Below are 14,119 nucleotides of genomic sequence, written 5' to 3'. Positions count from 1 at the left end.
TAGCGTCCTCCACCAGGTGACCGGCTCCCCACCGCCGCCCGGGCCAGGGGCGGCAGTCGGACACCACCGCCAAGAAGGTCCGGCGGTGGCCTGCTCCCCCTGTGCGGGCCGCCGCCGGACGCGTCATCAGGCGGCCGTAGGAGTCGTGCGAAAGGACGTGCAGTCCACGTGGCAGCACATCGCAAGTCCCGGCAGCGCTCGGCCGGCGGCACCACCGTCCGTACGGCCGCCACGGTCGCCCTCGCGGGCGCGGCGACCGCGACGGGCTTCAACGGGACCGGACACGCCGAGCCCGAACTGACACCGGCGCAGGTCAAGGCGAAGGTGGACCGGCTGTACCAGGAGGCCGAGGCCGCCACCGAGAAGTACAACGGCGCCAAGGAGAAGGCGGACGCGGCCGAGGCCCGGCTGAAGACCCTGCGGGACGAGGCCGCACGCAAGACGGACAAGCTCAACTCGGCCCGGGACGCGCTCGGTTCCATGGCCGCCGCGCACTACCGCGAGGGCGGCCTCGACCCCTCCGTACAGCTCGCGCTCTCCGACGATCCCGAGCGGTACCTGGACGGCGCCGAGTTCGTCGAGCGGGTCGGCACCCGGCAGGCGGCGTCCGTGGCGGACGTCCGCAGACAGCTGCGGGAGGTCGGGAAGCTGCGCGGGGCCGCGCACATCGAGCTGGCCTCGCTCAAGTCGCGCCAGGCGGAGCTGAAGCGGCACAAGGAGACGATCACCGGGAAGCTGGCCGAGGCCAACCGGCTGCTGTCCCGGCTGACGGCGCAGGAGCGGGCGAGGCTGGTCGGGGGTACGGAGGACCGCGCCACCCGTTCCGCCTCGGGCGCGCGCGAAGGACTCGCCGCCCCCGGGTCCGCCGGCACGAAGGCCCCCAACTCCCGCGCGGCGGACGCCGTGGCCTACGTCCACCAGAAGCTCGGCAGCCCCTATGTGTGGGGCGCGACCGGACCGGACGCCTTCGACTGCTCGGGCCTGACCCAGGCCGCCTACCGCGCCGCCGGCGTCTCCCTGCCCCGCACCACCTACGCCCAGATCGGCGCCGGACAGCGCGTCTCCCGCTCCGAACTCCTCCCCGGCGACCTGGTGTTCTTCTACTCCGGGATCAGCCATGTCGGCCTCTACATCGGCAACGGCCAGATGATCCACGCCCCGAACCCGTCCGCTCCGGTGCGGATCGCACCGATCACCGAGATGCCGTTCGCGGGGGCGACGCGGGTGGTGTGAGCCCTGAGCCCGGTCGGCCGGTGCGGGCCTCAGACCAGCCGTCGGGCCGTCGCCCACCGCGTCAGCTCGTGCCGGTTCGACAGCTGGAGCTTCCTCAGCACCGCCGAGACATGCGACTCGACCGTCTTCACGGAGATGAAGAGCTGCTTGGCGATCTCCTTGTAGGCATAGCCACGAGCGATCAGCCGCAGCACCTCGCGCTCGCGCTGGGTGAGACGGTCCAGGTCCTCGTCGACCGGAGGGGCGTCGGTGGAGGCGAAGGCGTCCAGGACGAAGCCGGCCAGGCGGGGCGAGAAGACCGCGTCGCCCTCCTGGACCCGGAAGACGGAGGCGACCAGGTCGGTGCCGGTGATCGTCTTCGTCACATAGCCCCGGGCACCGCCCCGGATCACGCCGATCACATCCTCCGCGGCGTCCGACACGGACAGGGCGAGGAAGCGCACGGGCTGCTCGGCGTCGGCCATCAACGGGGCGCAGCGGCGCAGTACTTCCACCCCGCCGCCGCCCGGGAGGTGCACATCGAGCAGGACCACCTCGGGCCGGGTCGCGGTGATGACCGTGACCGCCTGGTCGACGTCCGCGGCCTCGCCGACAACCTCGACGCCGGTCTGCTCGGTCTGGCCGATCTCGGCCTGGACCCCGGTACGGAACATCCGGTGGTCGTCGACGAGAACCACACGCACCCGGCGCTCACCCGCCCCGCCGGGGGCCTCCGTCGTACCGTTCGCCTCGTCGCTCATGACGTCTTCTCCGCCCTCTCCATCTCCAGTTCGACCTCCGTGCCGCCGTCGGGTACGGGGCGCAGCCGCGCCGTACCGCCGTTGCGTTCCATGCGGCCGATGATCGATTCTCTGACGCCCATGCGGTCGGCGGGTATCGAGTCGAGATCGAAGCCGGGGCCGCGGTCCCGGACGGACACGAAGACCGTCCTCCCCTCGACCTCGGCGTAGACCTGCACGGCGCCGCCCTCGCCACCGTACTTGGCGGCGTTCACCATCGCCTCGCGCGCGGCCTGCATCTGTGCGGCGATCCGCTCGTCGAGCGGGCAGTCGCCGACCACGACGACCTCGATCGGGACGCCGTGCTTGTCCTCCACCTCGGCGGCGTTGCGCCGGACCGCGTCGGCGAGGGTGGTGGGTTCGTCGGCCTCCTCCTTGCCGGTGCCCTCCGGCTTGTACAGCCAGGTGCGCAGGTCGCGCTCCTGGGCGCGGGCGAGACGGCGCACCTCGCCGGCGTTCTCCGCGTTGCGCTGGATCAGGGTCAGGGTGTGCAGCACGGAGTCATGGACATGGGCGGCGACCTCGGCACGCTCCTGGGCGCGGATGCGCATCAGGCGCTCCTCGGAGAGGTCCTGGGTCATCCGGACGAGATAGGGCCCCGCGAGCAGGGTTATCCCGACGAGGACCGCGAGGGCCGCCTGGAGGACGGAGCCGAGGTGGGCGGCGGAGCCCTGGAGGACGAAGATGCCGGTGACGCCGGCGGTCACCAGCAGCACGCCGCCGGCCGCGCGCAGCAGGCTCAGCGTGCGCCGGCGGCGGCCGACCTCCATCCAGCGGGCCCGGCGGGCGTTGTCCGCCTGCCGCCAGACCAGCGCGACACCCGCGGCGACCAGCACGATGGGCCAGAGATAGGCCTGGGCGCCGCTGCCGAGGTCGACGCTGCCCACGAAGACCATGGCCACCACGACCATGAGGAGCAGGGCGACGATCTGGCCCCGGTCCGGCTTGCGGGCGATGAGTCTGCGGCGGCCGTCCGTCGAGGTCTCGGTGGTGACGAAGGAGGGCGGCTTCTGCCCGGCGACGCCGCCGACGCCGAGCGGCACGAAGAACCAGAACGCGGCATACAGCAGCGCGCCGAGACCGTCCGCCATGAACAGTCCGACGAAGACCAGCCGCACCCAGATCACGGGCAGCCCGAGATGCCCGGCGAGCCCCCGCGCCACGCCCCCGAGCCAGCGTCCGTCGCTGCTGCGGTAGAGCTTGCGCGGCGGCCGCGGTTCGGCGAGGGGCGGTGCTGCGGCTTCCGACATGCCACCGATGGTCACACGAGCGGCGGAGCGGAGCATCAGGGTTCGCCCCCGAGACTCCCCCGATCTTCGGGCCGCGGCGGTCTCGAACGGGTCCCGGGATCCGGCTCAGGGGCGATATCAGGGTCCGGCCAGGGTCGTTCCCACTGCCGCCGGGCCGCCTCGGCCGTCACCATGGATGCATGACTGATCACGAGCACGCCGCGACGGGTCCGGGACCCGGCTCCGGCCCACGCCCCGCCGTGGGCGCCGGGCCGCAGGATGCCGCGCCCGCCGCGGACCCGGCTCCCGGCGCGGGCGGGGGCTCGCGCGCGCACGGGCGGGCGCCCGCGCAGGAAGAAGGGGGAGGCGCCGAACCGCCCGGCCGGTTCCGGCGGGACCGGGGGCACAAGATGCTCGCCGGGGTGTGCGCGGGGCTCGGGCGGCAGTGCGACATGGATCCGGTGATCTTCCGGATCACCCTCGCGGTCCTCTCCGCGACCGGCGGCCTCGGCCTGATCTTCTACGGCTTCGCGTGGCTCTTCGTCCCGTACGAGGACGACGAGGAGAACGAGGTGCGCAAGCTGCTGACCGGCCGGGTGGACGGCCAGGCGCTGACGGCGGTGCTGTTCGCGCTGGTCGGCTGCGGGGTCTTCCTGACGATGATGACGAACGGCGGGGTGCTGTCCTTCGCCGTCATACTCTCCCTGCTGCTCGCGGGCGCGGGCTACTGGTCGCGGCAGCGCGGCGGCGCCGACCCCGATCCGCTCGCCGCGCAGGCCGTCGCCGACGCCCCGCCGGAGGCCAAGGCGCCCCCGGCGCCCACGGCCTACCCCTCCTGGTGGCGCGACCCGATCGTCAAGGACGGCACCCATGACGGTGGCACCGGCTATCTGTGGGGCCCGCACGACTCCCAGGACCGGGACATCGTGGCGGCGGTCGACATCAGCCTCGGCCCCGGATACGGGCATCGCCGGGAGGATCTGCGCGCCCGCCGCTCCCAGCCGCCGAAACCGCGCGGCCCCCGCTGGATCGGCGGCTGGATCCTGCTGCTGGCCCTGTTCGCCGGTGGCCTCGGCATCAGGCTGACGTGGGACGACCATCCGCTCGGCACCAGCCTCCAGACGGGCCTCGCCGCCGCGCTGATCGTGTTCGGCGTCGGCATCGCGGTCAGCGCGTTCCTCGGGCGCACCGGCGCCGGGTCGGTCTTCCTGGCGGTCGTCACCGCGGGACTGCTGGCCGCGTCGGCGGCGCTGCCCAAGGACATCGGCACCCAGTGGATACGCACGACCTGGGAGCCTGCCACGGTGGCCGCGGTCCAGCCGGGATACGACCTCGGCACCGGCGTCGGCACCCTCGATCTGAGCGGGCTGGACGTGGCCGAGGGCAGGACGGTGACCACGCGCGCCGAGGTGGGCGTGGGACAGCTGAAGGTGATCGTGCCGCCGGAGGTGACGGTGAAGGTGGACATCGACGTGGGCGTGGGGGACATCCAGCTGCCGGGCGACGACAAGCAGGACGTGGATGTGGCACCGGACAAGCACAAGGAGGTCACGCTGAAGCCGGCCAAGGGTGCCGAGGCGGCGGGCACCATCGAGCTCGATCTCAATGTCGGCGTGGGACAGGCGGAGGTGCGGCGTGCTGCGTCATGAGTTCCAGCCGGGCCGGCTGGTCGCGGGCGCGTTCCTGACCCTCGCGGGCGTGATCTACGCCGGGGACGCGGGCGGGGCCTGGGAGACACCGTGGTTCGTGGTGATCCCCGTGGTGATGGGCGGTCTGGGTCTGGCCGGGGCGACGGCGGTGCTGTCGCGGGAGATACGGCGGCGGCGCGGCGCGGGGCCCGCGGGAGGCGGCTCCTGAGAAGGGACGGGCATCCCGGCCGGCGGCGGGCTCCCGGCCGGGGTCCGGGGGGCTACTGCTCGTAGCCCGCTCGGCGGCGCTTGCGGGTGCGGAGCATCGCGTCCAGGGAGAGATAGGGGGCACCGGCCAGGACCAGGGGCAGCCAGGCCATCAGATAGGCGAGGTCGTTGCCGTAGTAGTAGGGCTCCGCGGCCCAGCTCACCGTCAGCCAGAGGCTGAGCGAGATCAGGGCGCCGCCGAGGGCCGCGAGGCGGGCGAAGAGGCCGAGGAGGGTGCCGATGCCGACCGCCAGTTCACCCAGGGCGATGGCGTAGCCGAAGGCCACGGGGTTGTCGAGGGCCATGTCGACCATGGACGGGATGGCGGCGGAGTCCCGGACGGCGCGCATCATGTCGCCGATGGAGCCGGAACCGGAGTCCTTCAGGAAGGCGCTGTCGGTGAGTTTGTCGAGGGAGGCGTAGATGAAGGTGACGCCGAGGAAGACACGGAGCGGGAGGAGGGCGTAGTGAGTGGCCAGGTCGCGCCAGTCGCGGCCGCCGTCCAGATAGGGGTCGTGCGCATCGGTACGGAAGCCGTGAGTCATCGGTGCCGCCTCTCGCCCGTCGGGACGTGCCCCTCAAGGGACGATACGTACACCGACTGGGACCCGCTCAATCCTGACCCGACCATTTTCTCCGCGTTGTCGGTTTCTCGCCCCGCCAGAGCACGGCTCCCGGTACCGGGTCACTCCGTCACGTCGATCGCGTACCGCCCGGTCTCCGCACCCGCGGCCGTGACCACCTGTACCTCCACCCGGCCGGGTTCCACATCGGCCGGTACCGGAACCGTCAGCAGCGTGTCCGTGGGGTTGCTGAAGCCGCCCCGGACCGGGATGAGGGGGACATGGACGTTGACCGGGCCGATGCGGACGACCATGCGGGAGAGACGGTCGGCGGTGCCGGCGCCCGGCGGGACGAAACCGGCGCCGCGGATCTCGATGTCGTCGCCCGTGCGGATGGGGCCGTCGAGGTCGCCCGCCTCCCGGGAGCGGACCACGGAGAGGATCACCGGGCGCCCGCCCTCGGCGTACTTCCCGGCCAGGTAGGTCGCGGCGGAGATCAGGACGACCACCGCCAGGCCCCAGGGCAGGTCGGGGAGCTGGTCCGGGCGGCGGGCGAGGCGGACCGCGGCGAAGAGGAGGGCCACCGTGCCGATCACGACGTACTGGATGTCCGCGAAGGTCCCCCGGCCCGCGTCGTCCGTGAGGAGGTCCGAGGCGCGGGGGCGGTCCGCCCGTACCTTCTGCAGGCGCTGGCCCAGTACGCGCAGGCCCACGACCCGGCGGACGAGGACGGCGACCGCGCACACCACCGCCAGGACCGTCACCACCCCGGCGCCGCGGGCCAGTTCGAAGCCGGAGATCAGTGTGTCGCGTTCGGCGGGGTCGGAGGCGGCGGCGAGGCGGCCCACCAGGACCAGCACCGCGTACGCCACGAACAGCACCCAGGCCACGGCCACCGCGCGGGAGGTGGACAGCCGGTTGTCGTCGCCGATGACCGGCGCCAGCGCTCCACCGCGGGCGCGGTGGAACCAGGACGCCGCCGTCAGCGCGCCCGCGGTCACCGCCGCCGCCACCAGTCCGGCGGTACGGGCGTTGGTCCAGCCCGCGCCGATCGCGGTCAACGCCTGGACCAGCAGGAGCAGGACGGCCAGTCCCCACACCGTGTACGCGGTGCGCTGCCACAGGCGGGTCAGCCAGGCCTCGCCCTCGGCGCGGCCGCGTTCGGCGACCAGTTCGGCGGACTGGGTGAGTTCCTCGGAGACCCACTGCCGGGACGCCGACGCCGAGTGCGCCACGCCTGCGGGCAGGCCCTGTCCGGCGGCGAACTCGTCCCGCTTCAGCAGGAATTCGGCGACCGCGCGCCGGTGTCCCGCGCGTGCCCCGTGCGGACAGTCCCCGCAGGTACAGCCGCCCGCGTGGGCACCCGTGCCCGGGTCCGCGCCCTGTCTCGCCTCCTGCACCGCCACGTCCGACGCCCGCCTTCCCTCACGCTCCGTACCGCCACAACTCCAGTGCAACGCCAGCGAATTGTGCCCTACGCCGACTGGGGCCCGCCCGGCAGGTCCGGTCCGTGGAAGCCCCGCCGGGAGTGAGACGCGGGCCGCCGTGTTGACCCGGCTGGGAGAATCTCCCTATGGCCGAGATCATCCAGCGCGACGGGACCTGGGCCTTCGACGGCACCACGGTCAGGATCACGCCGGGTCTGCACCGCTCGGTGCCGCTGTTCCGGCAGACGTACGGGGAGATCGCCGTACCGCTGGAGGCCGTCGCCGGAGTCGTCTTCGAACCCGAACGCAAGCGCGGGCGGCTGCGGATGAGGCTGCGCGAGGGCGCCGATCCGCTGCTCCAGGCGACCGGCGGCCGGCTGCCCGATCCGGCGGATCCGTATCGGCTGGTGGTGGACGTGGACCGGGCCGGGGTCGCCGAGTACGTGGCCGAGGAGATCCGGCATTCGCTGCTGCTGGACCAGATCCCGAGCGAACCCACCAAGGCCTATCTGCTGCCCGGTCCCCCGGTCCCGGTCTCGGTGCGTTCCTCGGACGGCACGGTCTCCTTCGACGGGATCCAGGTACGGATCGACTGGGCCGACACTTCCGACCGGGTCAAGCGGGCGACCGGGCCGCGGATCATCAATGTCTCCGATGTCGTCCAGGTCGAGTGGCTGCCCAACTCTGGCTACGAGGACGGCTTTCTGCGGTTCGTGAGCCGGGAGACGTCGTTCTCCAAGCTCCCGCCGGAGAAGGATCCGTACGCTCTCGATCTGTGGGGCAGCGCCCGTCGCGATCTGCTCACCGCGCTGGTCGCGACCGCGGTGACCGCCCGGCTGCCGCATCCCTCCACGCGCACCGGCGGGGAGTACGCCGAGCGCGTCCGCCCGCTCGCCGCGGCCGTACCGCCGCCGGCCGACCAGCACGACGTGCTGCTGCGCAGGCTGCGGGAGCTGGGTGAGCTGTACAAGGACGGGGTGCTCACCGACGAGGAGTTCGCGATGACCAAGGCGGCCGTGCTCAGGGGATTTTGAACCCCGGGAGCCACTACGACAGCAGATCCGGCTCGCTGCGGCTGATGTCCTGCCACAACGGCTGGTAGTTGATCCAGGCCACCAGGTCGCCGCCCAGTTGTTCCCGGGTCGCGACCGCCGCCTTGTGGTCGATGAGGACCGGGCGGCCCGCCGCCCTCGCGGTGAGCTGCACCTGGCAGGAACGTTCCAGGGACAGGAACCACCAGGCCGCCGCGTCCACCGAGTCGCCCACGGTGAGCAGTCCGTGGTTGCGCAGCACCAGCGCCTTGCAGGAGTCGAGGGCGCCCGCGATCCGGCGGCCCTCCCCGGCGTCGACGGTGACGCCGCTGTAGGCGTCGTACAGGGCGAGGTCCTCGTAGAAGGCGCAGCTCTCCTGGGTGATCGGGTCGAGGAGTTCGCCGAGTGCGGCCAGCGCGCGGCCGTGCACGGAGTGGCAGTGGGCGACGGCGACGACGTCGGGGCGGGCGGCGTGGACCTGGGCGTGCACGGCGAAGGCGGCCTGGTTGACGTGGTAGCGGCCCTCGACGACCTGTCCGTCGGAGTTGGCCAGCACCAGATCGCTGACGGTGACATGCCTGAAGGGCATCCCGAAGGGGTTCACCCAGAAGCAGTCGCTGAACTCCGGATCGCGTGCGGTGATGTGCCCCGAGACCCCGTCCTCGAAGCCGAGGCGTCCGAAGATCCGGAGCGCGCCCGCGAGCCGTTCCTTGCGGTGCCGGCGTTCGTCCTCGACCGAGTCGTGCATCGGCGGCATGGCGAAGCGCAGCCGGTCGGTGGGGAGCGGAAGCGGCGGCGTGGGCCCGGGCATGTGGCAGCCTCCTGCACTAATTCCTTTACGGCCCGGAAGTTACCGTCGGTCAGGGCAAAAGGGCAGGGCCGAGTTGTAAAGATGACGCGCAACCCTTTCAGGGACTCGGGGGTCTGGGATGCGGAATCAGTAGTTCAGCGTCATTTTTCAGCCAGATACCAGGAGTCCCCGTGAGTCTCGCCGACCGTCACGTCACCGCCCTCATGCGGCAGCTCGCCTCCCAGGACGTCGTCGAGCTCGTCCACCCCTTCGCCGAGTGGGAGACACTCGGCGCCCTCGCGTACATCGCCGAGTGCTACGGCTTCCGATACGCGGACGTGCGCCACCTCGGCAAGCAGAAGACCGTGCACGTCACCATGGTCCGGGACGCCGATCCGCGGGCGGTGCAGCGCGCGGCGGCCAACGCGGCCGCGTTCCCGCAGGCGGGCGCGGGCGGCCCGGTGCCCGGCATGTACCAGGGCTCGCTGACCCCGGTCCCCGAGGCGCAGCCGGACGTCGATCTGATCACGACGCTCATCCGGTACGACGCCCTGGGCGCCGCCGCCAACCGAAAGCAGCTGCTCACCATGGCCTGGGGCATCCCGCTGGTGCTGGTGCTGCTGGCCGCGCTGACCGGCAAGTTCGCGGTGCTGCTCACCCTCGCCGCGCTGGTCCCGGCGTTCCTGCTGATCACCCTGCGGGTGAACGAGGCCCGCCGCGCCAAGCTGGCCGAGCGCCTGACCGCGGCGGGCTGCACGCAGGTGCGCGACGGGCAGGGCCGGGAGCGGTACGTACGCGCCTGAAAGCGGACAGAGGATGTCGGGTATCGGCGCCACACTCGTCGTATGACGATGAATTGGGCCGCGTTCAGCAGCGCCGAACCCGCACTCGCCAAGCTCGTCGAGGAGCGCTTCGGCGCCTTCACACACCACATCCTCGCCACCCTCCGCAAGGACGGCTCCCCGCGCACCACCGGTCTTGAGGTGACCTTCCGGGGCGGCGAGCTGTGGCTCGGGATGATGCCGGACTCGCTCAAGGCGCTCGATCTGCGCCGCGATCCGCGCTTCGCGCTCCAGGCGAACCCCGGGGAGGGCCAGTCCATGGGCGGCGGTGACGTCCGGATCAGCGGCCGGGCGTCGAGGTCGTGGACCCGGCGGAGAAGGCCGCGTACGGCGAAGAGGTGGAACCGCCGGAGCCGTTCCACCTCTTCCGTACCGAGCTGACGGAGGTCGTGCGGACCTCCGTGGAGGACGAGAAGTACCTCGCTCTCCAGGTCTGGAAGCCCGGTCAGCCGCTGCGCCTGATCAAGCGCACCTAGCGCGCCCAGCGCGCAACGGGAGTGCCTACTCCCACTCGATCGTGCCCGGCGGCTTCGACGTCACGTCGAGGACCACTCGGTTGACGTCCCGCACCTCGTTGGTGATCCGGGTGGAGATCTTCGCCAGGACGTCGTACGGCAGCCGCGACCAGTCGGCCGTCATGGCGTCCTCGGAGGAGACCGGGCGCAGCACGATCGGGTGGCCGTAGGTGCGGCCGTCGCCCTGAACGCCGACCGAGCGGACGTCGGCGAGCAGGACCACCGGACACTGCCAGATGTCGCGGTCGAGGCCGGCCGCGGTCAGCTCCTCGCGGGCGATGGCGTCGGCCTCGCGCAGCAGGTCCAGGCGCTCCCGGGTGACCTCGCCGACGATCCGGATGCCGAGGCCGGGGCCGGGGAACGGCTGGCGCTGGACGATCTCCTCGGGCAGGCCCAGCTCCTGGCCGACCATCCGGACCTCGTCCTTGAACAGCTGGCGCAGCGGCTCGACGAGCTCGAACTCGATGTCGTCGGGGAGGCCGCCCACGTTGTGGTGGGACTTGATGTTGGCGGTGCCGGTGCCGCCGCCGGACTCGACAATGTCCGGGTAGAGGGTGCCCTGCACGAGGAAGGCGACCTCGGGGCCGTCCTCCTGGAGGATCTCCAGCTGCGCCTGCTCGAACACGCGGATGAACTCGCGGCCGATGATCTTGCGCTTGGTCTCCGGGTCGGAGACGCCCGCCAGCGCGTCGAGGAATCGCTCCTGCGCGTCGACGACCTTCAGGTTGGCGCCGGTCGCCGCCACGAAGTCCTTCTCGACCTGCTCGGTCTCGTTCTTGCGCATCAGACCGTGGTCGACGTACACGCAGGTCAGCTGGGAGCCGATGGCCTTCTGCACGAGGGCCGCGGCCACCGCGGAGTCGACGCCGCCGGACAGACCGCAGATGGCGCGCTTGTCGCCGACCTGAGCGCGGATCGCGGCGACCTGCTCCTCGATGACGTTGCCCGTGGTCCACGACGGCGTGAGCCCGGCGCCGCGGTACAGGAAGTGCTCCAGCACCTGCTGGCCGTGCGTGGAGTGCATGACCTCGGGGTGGTACTGGACGCCGTAGAGCTTCTTGTCGTCGTTCTCGAAGGCGGCGACCGGGACGACGTCCGTGGAGGCCGAGACGATGAAGCCCTCGGGGGCGGCGGAGCAGGCGTCGCCGTGCGACATCCACACGTGCTGCTCGTCCGGGGTGCCCTCGAAGAGGGTGGAGGAGGAGCGTGAGACGTGCAGGTCGGTACGGCCGTACTCGCGCGCGCCGGTGTTGTCGACGGTGCCGCCGAGGCTCTGCGCCATCAGCTGGAAGCCGTAGCACATGCCGAAGACGGGGACGCCGGCCTCGAAGAGCGCGGCGTCGAGGCTGGGGGCGCCCTCCTCGTAGACCGACGAGGGGCCGCCGGAGAGGATGATCGCCGCCGGGTTCTTGGCGAGCATCTCCGCCACCGGCATGGTGCTCGGCACGATCTCGCTGTAGACCCGGGCCTCGCGGACGCGGCGGGCGATGAGCTGGGCGTACTGCGCGCCGAAGTCGACGACCAGGACGGTGTCGGGGGCGGCGTGGGTCGCTGGTGACACGGGTTGCCTTCCGGCGGCTTGACAAGGGCTGTGCCACCGATTCTAACGGGGCGCCCAACGCCGGATTACGTCTCGGGACGTCTCAGGATGCGAACCGGTTTGGGCGGTCACCGTGCGGGACGGCATACTGACCGCATGCTCACGCAGACGACCTTCCTCTTTACCTATGGCACCCGGCCCGCCGGCTGCCATGGTCGTGCCGCTTGAGCTACTGACAAGCGACTTCCCAGGCGCCCCGGGCCGACAAGGCCCGGGGCGTCTGTCGTGTCCGGGCCTTGTCGATCCGGGGCATCCCACCCCGTACAGGAGCCCCCTTCATGACCACCACCGCCACGGACAGGACCGGCGCCCGCACCGACGAGGCCGCCGGAGTGATCACCGGCGCCCGGGAGCGCATCGACTCGCTCGACGACCGGATCATCGGTCTGATCCAGGAACGGATGGCCGTCTCGGCCGTCGTCCAGGAGGCCCGGATCACCTCCGGCGGGCGCCGGGTGAACCTCTCCCGGGAGATGGAGATCCTCGACCACTACCGCGAGGCGCTCGGCAAGCCGGGCACGGCGCTGGCGATGACGCTGCTCGAACTGTGCCGCGGTCGCATCTGAGTTCGGGCCCACCCTCACCCGTACGGCGCGTGACCGTGGGCCGAGACCCTTCGTTGGTGGTGGTGTCCGTGTCAGCCAGGGGCGGGCCCGAAAGAACCACGCGTGGCTCACTGGAGCGATGAGACGCACGGATCGTGCCGTGCGTCGTGGGACCTCGCTCCAGTCAAGTGACCGGACGGCAGGGGACAGCAGCCCGGTCACCCAAGAGAACGGTCGGCTCCGGGGACGCCCGGGGCCGACCGACGGGAACTCACACGACACCGAGCAAGCGGCGCAACCCCCCGGCGCCGCTCCCAGGCACCGACGCTGCCCTGACGTCGGTGCTGACGCAAGAAGGGCCCCGCGGCTCCGTCCCGCGGGGCCCTTCGTCGTGCAGAACCGCAGGTGAGCCGGGTCACATAAAAATTCTGTCAGTGCGGACGCAACCCTTCCGCCGGCTCGTGGATCAAACCATGCGAACCAAGGGCCACACCCGCGCCCCCATCGCGGAGGTCTCACCATCGACTTTCCGAGGTTTGCATGAAGCTCCGCCGTGCCCTTGCCGTCGCCGCCGCGACGGCCGCCCTGGCGCCGGTCGCCCTGATGTCCGCCCCGGCCGCGTTCGCCACGGACGGGACGTCGCCGTCGCCGACCGCGACGGAGAGCACTCCGGCCACCCAGGAGAGCTCCTCCGCCCCCGCCGAGACCTCCCCGGCACCGACCGGGACCAGCCCGGCCCCGGAGGACAGCTCCCCGGCACCGGCCGAGTCCTCCCCGTCCGCCACGGAGAGCAGCCCGGCCCCGGCCGGGAGCAGCCCCGCCGCCACCGAGAGCTCCCCGGCGCCGACCGAGAGCACCCCGTCCGACGACGAGTCGGAGGACGAGGGCAAGGACGAGTGCCCGGTCGACGAGTACGGCGACCCCGTCTGGGACATCAGCGAATCGCTGCACAGCTCGCTGAGCGGTCTGCCGGAGACCGTGGTGGCCGGCAGCGGCTGGACGAACTTCACGTTCAACGTCAGCAACTCCGGCGACGAGACGATCGAGGACATCCTGCCCGTCGTCGGCGTCGCCGCGATGGACTGGGAGCTGGAGTCCGACTACACCGAGCTGATCACCGTGCAGGTGAAGAAGGGCGGCTCCTGGGTCGACCTCGCCACCGAGTTCGGCGAGGGCGGCGCGCTCAACGCGTTCTCCCTCGAAGGGGGCCAGTCGATCAGCTACGACCTGCGCCTGAACGTCAGCCGCGACATCCCGAGCGCGATCGGCATCGCCATCGGTCTGGCCGAGTACTCCACCGAGGACGGCTGCTGGACCTCCGAGGACGAGAACTACGGCATCTACTTCTTCGAGGTGCTGCCGGCCGGTTCCGACCCGGGCAAGCCCGATGACTCCAAGCCGCAGACCGGCGGCAAGGACGAGATCACCGACGTCGACGAGGTCGATGTCGACGGTGAGCTCGCCGAGACCGGTTCGGACTCGGACCTGCCGGTCATCGCCACCATCGGCGGTATCGCGGTCCTCGCCGGCACGGGCGTCGTGTTCGCGATGAAGCGCCGCAAGGTGGGCGCCGAGGCGTAAGCGGCGCCTCGACACAAACTCTCTGCAAGAGAAGGAGAAGGACCTGCGCTCGGAGGGGGGTGCAGGTCCTTCTCTTTCTGTTTCGGTTC

13 protein-coding genes and 1 pseudogene are annotated in these 14,119 nt (G+C 71.6%); 8 read left to right on the top strand and 6 right to left on the bottom strand.

Features of this window, described 5'->3' with window-relative positions; translation table 11 throughout:
- Positions 1-168 precede the first annotated feature (168 nt).
- Positions 169-1,233 (top strand): C40 family peptidase, encoded by a 1,065-nt coding sequence (locus tag STRCI_RS24715; RefSeq protein ID WP_269661143.1) that lies wholly within the window; start codon positions 169-171, stop codon positions 1,231-1,233.
- 29 nt (positions 1,234-1,262) lie between these two features.
- Here STRCI_RS24715 and STRCI_RS24710 read toward each other — a convergent pair whose 3' ends face one another.
- Together STRCI_RS24710 and STRCI_RS24705 are read right to left on the bottom strand one after the other, a co-directional pair.
- Positions 1,263-1,973, bottom strand: coding sequence for a LuxR C-terminal-related transcriptional regulator (locus tag STRCI_RS24710; RefSeq protein ID WP_269661142.1), 711 nt, complete (start codon positions 1,971-1,973; stop codon positions 1,263-1,265).
- A complete protein-coding gene (locus STRCI_RS24705; protein ID WP_269661141.1) occupies positions 1,970-3,262 on the bottom strand; it encodes an ATP-binding protein in 1,293 nt (430 codons plus the stop codon). The genes STRCI_RS24710 and STRCI_RS24705 overlap by 4 nt, the downstream gene beginning before the upstream one ends.
- 179 nt (positions 3,263-3,441) lie before the next feature.
- Between STRCI_RS24705 and STRCI_RS24700 the strand changes: the two genes are divergently transcribed.
- Both STRCI_RS24700 and STRCI_RS24695 read left to right on the top strand, forming a co-directional pair.
- Positions 3,442-4,890, top strand: a complete 1,449-nt coding sequence (locus STRCI_RS24700; RefSeq protein WP_269661140.1) for a PspC domain-containing protein — start codon at positions 3,442-3,444, stop codon at positions 4,888-4,890.
- A complete protein-coding gene (locus STRCI_RS24695; protein ID WP_269661139.1) occupies positions 4,877-5,098 on the top strand; it encodes a hypothetical protein in 222 nt (73 codons plus the stop codon). The genes STRCI_RS24700 and STRCI_RS24695 overlap by 14 nt, the downstream gene beginning before the upstream one ends.
- A gap of 52 nt (positions 5,099-5,150) precedes the next feature.
- Here the strand turns inward: STRCI_RS24695 and STRCI_RS24690 are convergent, their stop codons facing one another.
- Complete coding sequence (locus STRCI_RS24690) at positions 5,151-5,681, bottom strand: DoxX family protein (RefSeq protein WP_269661138.1); 531 nt, start codon at positions 5,679-5,681, stop codon at positions 5,151-5,153.
- A 140-nt stretch (positions 5,682-5,821) separates the two neighbouring features.
- Positions 5,822-7,105 (bottom strand): hypothetical protein, encoded by a 1,284-nt coding sequence (locus STRCI_RS24685; RefSeq protein ID WP_269661136.1) that lies wholly within the window; start codon positions 7,103-7,105, stop codon positions 5,822-5,824.
- Between the two features lie 167 nt (positions 7,106-7,272).
- On the opposite strand from STRCI_RS24685, the gene STRCI_RS24680 reads away from it, so the two are divergent.
- On the top strand, positions 7,273-8,160 hold the full coding sequence (locus STRCI_RS24680; RefSeq protein ID WP_269661135.1) for a DUF4429 domain-containing protein: 888 nt from the start codon (positions 7,273-7,275) through the stop codon (positions 8,158-8,160).
- Between the two features lie 13 nt (positions 8,161-8,173).
- Here STRCI_RS24680 and STRCI_RS24675 read toward each other — a convergent pair whose 3' ends face one another.
- Positions 8,174-8,968, bottom strand: coding sequence for a class II aldolase/adducin family protein (locus tag STRCI_RS24675; RefSeq protein ID WP_269661134.1), 795 nt, complete (start codon positions 8,966-8,968; stop codon positions 8,174-8,176).
- A gap of 170 nt (positions 8,969-9,138) precedes the next feature.
- On the opposite strand from STRCI_RS24675, the gene STRCI_RS24670 reads away from it, so the two are divergent.
- Together STRCI_RS24670 and STRCI_RS24665 are read left to right on the top strand one after the other, a co-directional pair.
- Positions 9,139-9,750: a hypothetical protein gene (locus STRCI_RS24670; protein WP_269661133.1), complete on the top strand. Its 612-nt coding sequence runs from the start codon at positions 9,139-9,141 to the stop codon at positions 9,748-9,750.
- Between the two features lie 42 nt (positions 9,751-9,792).
- Positions 9,793-10,265: pseudogene (locus STRCI_RS24665) on the top strand (pyridoxamine 5'-phosphate oxidase family protein).
- 25 nt (positions 10,266-10,290) lie between these two features.
- Here STRCI_RS24665 and guaA read toward each other — a convergent pair.
- Positions 10,291-11,865: a glutamine-hydrolyzing GMP synthase gene (gene guaA / locus STRCI_RS24660; protein WP_269661132.1), complete on the bottom strand. Its 1,575-nt coding sequence runs from the start codon at positions 11,863-11,865 to the stop codon at positions 10,291-10,293.
- 317 nt (positions 11,866-12,182) lie between these two features.
- Between guaA and STRCI_RS24655 the strand changes: the two genes are divergently transcribed.
- Both STRCI_RS24655 and STRCI_RS24650 read left to right on the top strand, forming a co-directional pair.
- Positions 12,183-12,470, top strand: a complete 288-nt coding sequence (locus STRCI_RS24655; RefSeq protein ID WP_269661131.1) for a chorismate mutase — start codon at positions 12,183-12,185, stop codon at positions 12,468-12,470.
- A gap of 519 nt (positions 12,471-12,989) precedes the next feature.
- Entirely contained in the window at positions 12,990-14,030 is a 1,041-nt protein-coding gene (locus tag STRCI_RS24650) for an LAETG motif-containing sortase-dependent surface protein (RefSeq protein WP_269661130.1), read from the top strand.
- Positions 14,031-14,119 lie beyond the last annotated feature (89 nt).

The organism is Streptomyces cinnabarinus, assembly GCF_027270315.1.
Lineage (GTDB): Bacteria > Actinomycetota > Actinomycetes > Streptomycetales > Streptomycetaceae > Streptomyces > Streptomyces cinnabarinus.
The sequence above is the reverse complement of the archived record's forward strand: the minus strand, read 5'-3'. Positions and strand labels throughout refer to the sequence as shown.

Bases quoted from the DNA above. Each gene is read 5' to 3' on its own strand.
- STRCI_RS24710 (WP_269661142.1), bottom strand. From the start codon at position 1,973: ATGAGCGACGAGGCGAACGGTACGACGGAGGCCCCCGGCGGGGCGGGT.
- STRCI_RS24705 (WP_269661141.1), bottom strand. From the start codon at position 3,262: ATGTCGGAAGCCGCAGCACCGCCCCTCGCCGAACCGCGGCCGCCGCGC.
- STRCI_RS24700 (WP_269661140.1), top strand. From the start codon at position 3,442: ATGACTGATCACGAGCACGCCGCGACGGGTCCGGGACCCGGCTCCGGC.
- STRCI_RS24690 (WP_269661138.1), bottom strand. From the start codon at position 5,681: ATGACTCACGGCTTCCGTACCGATGCGCACGACCCCTATCTGGACGGC.
- STRCI_RS24680 (WP_269661135.1), top strand. From the start codon at position 7,273: ATGGCCGAGATCATCCAGCGCGACGGGACCTGGGCCTTCGACGGCACC.
- STRCI_RS24675 (WP_269661134.1), bottom strand. From the start codon at position 8,968: ATGCCCGGGCCCACGCCGCCGCTTCCGCTCCCCACCGACCGGCTGCGC.
- STRCI_RS24655 (WP_269661131.1), top strand. From the start codon at position 12,183: ATGACCACCACCGCCACGGACAGGACCGGCGCCCGCACCGACGAGGCC.
- STRCI_RS24650 (WP_269661130.1), top strand. From the start codon at position 12,990: ATGAAGCTCCGCCGTGCCCTTGCCGTCGCCGCCGCGACGGCCGCCCTG.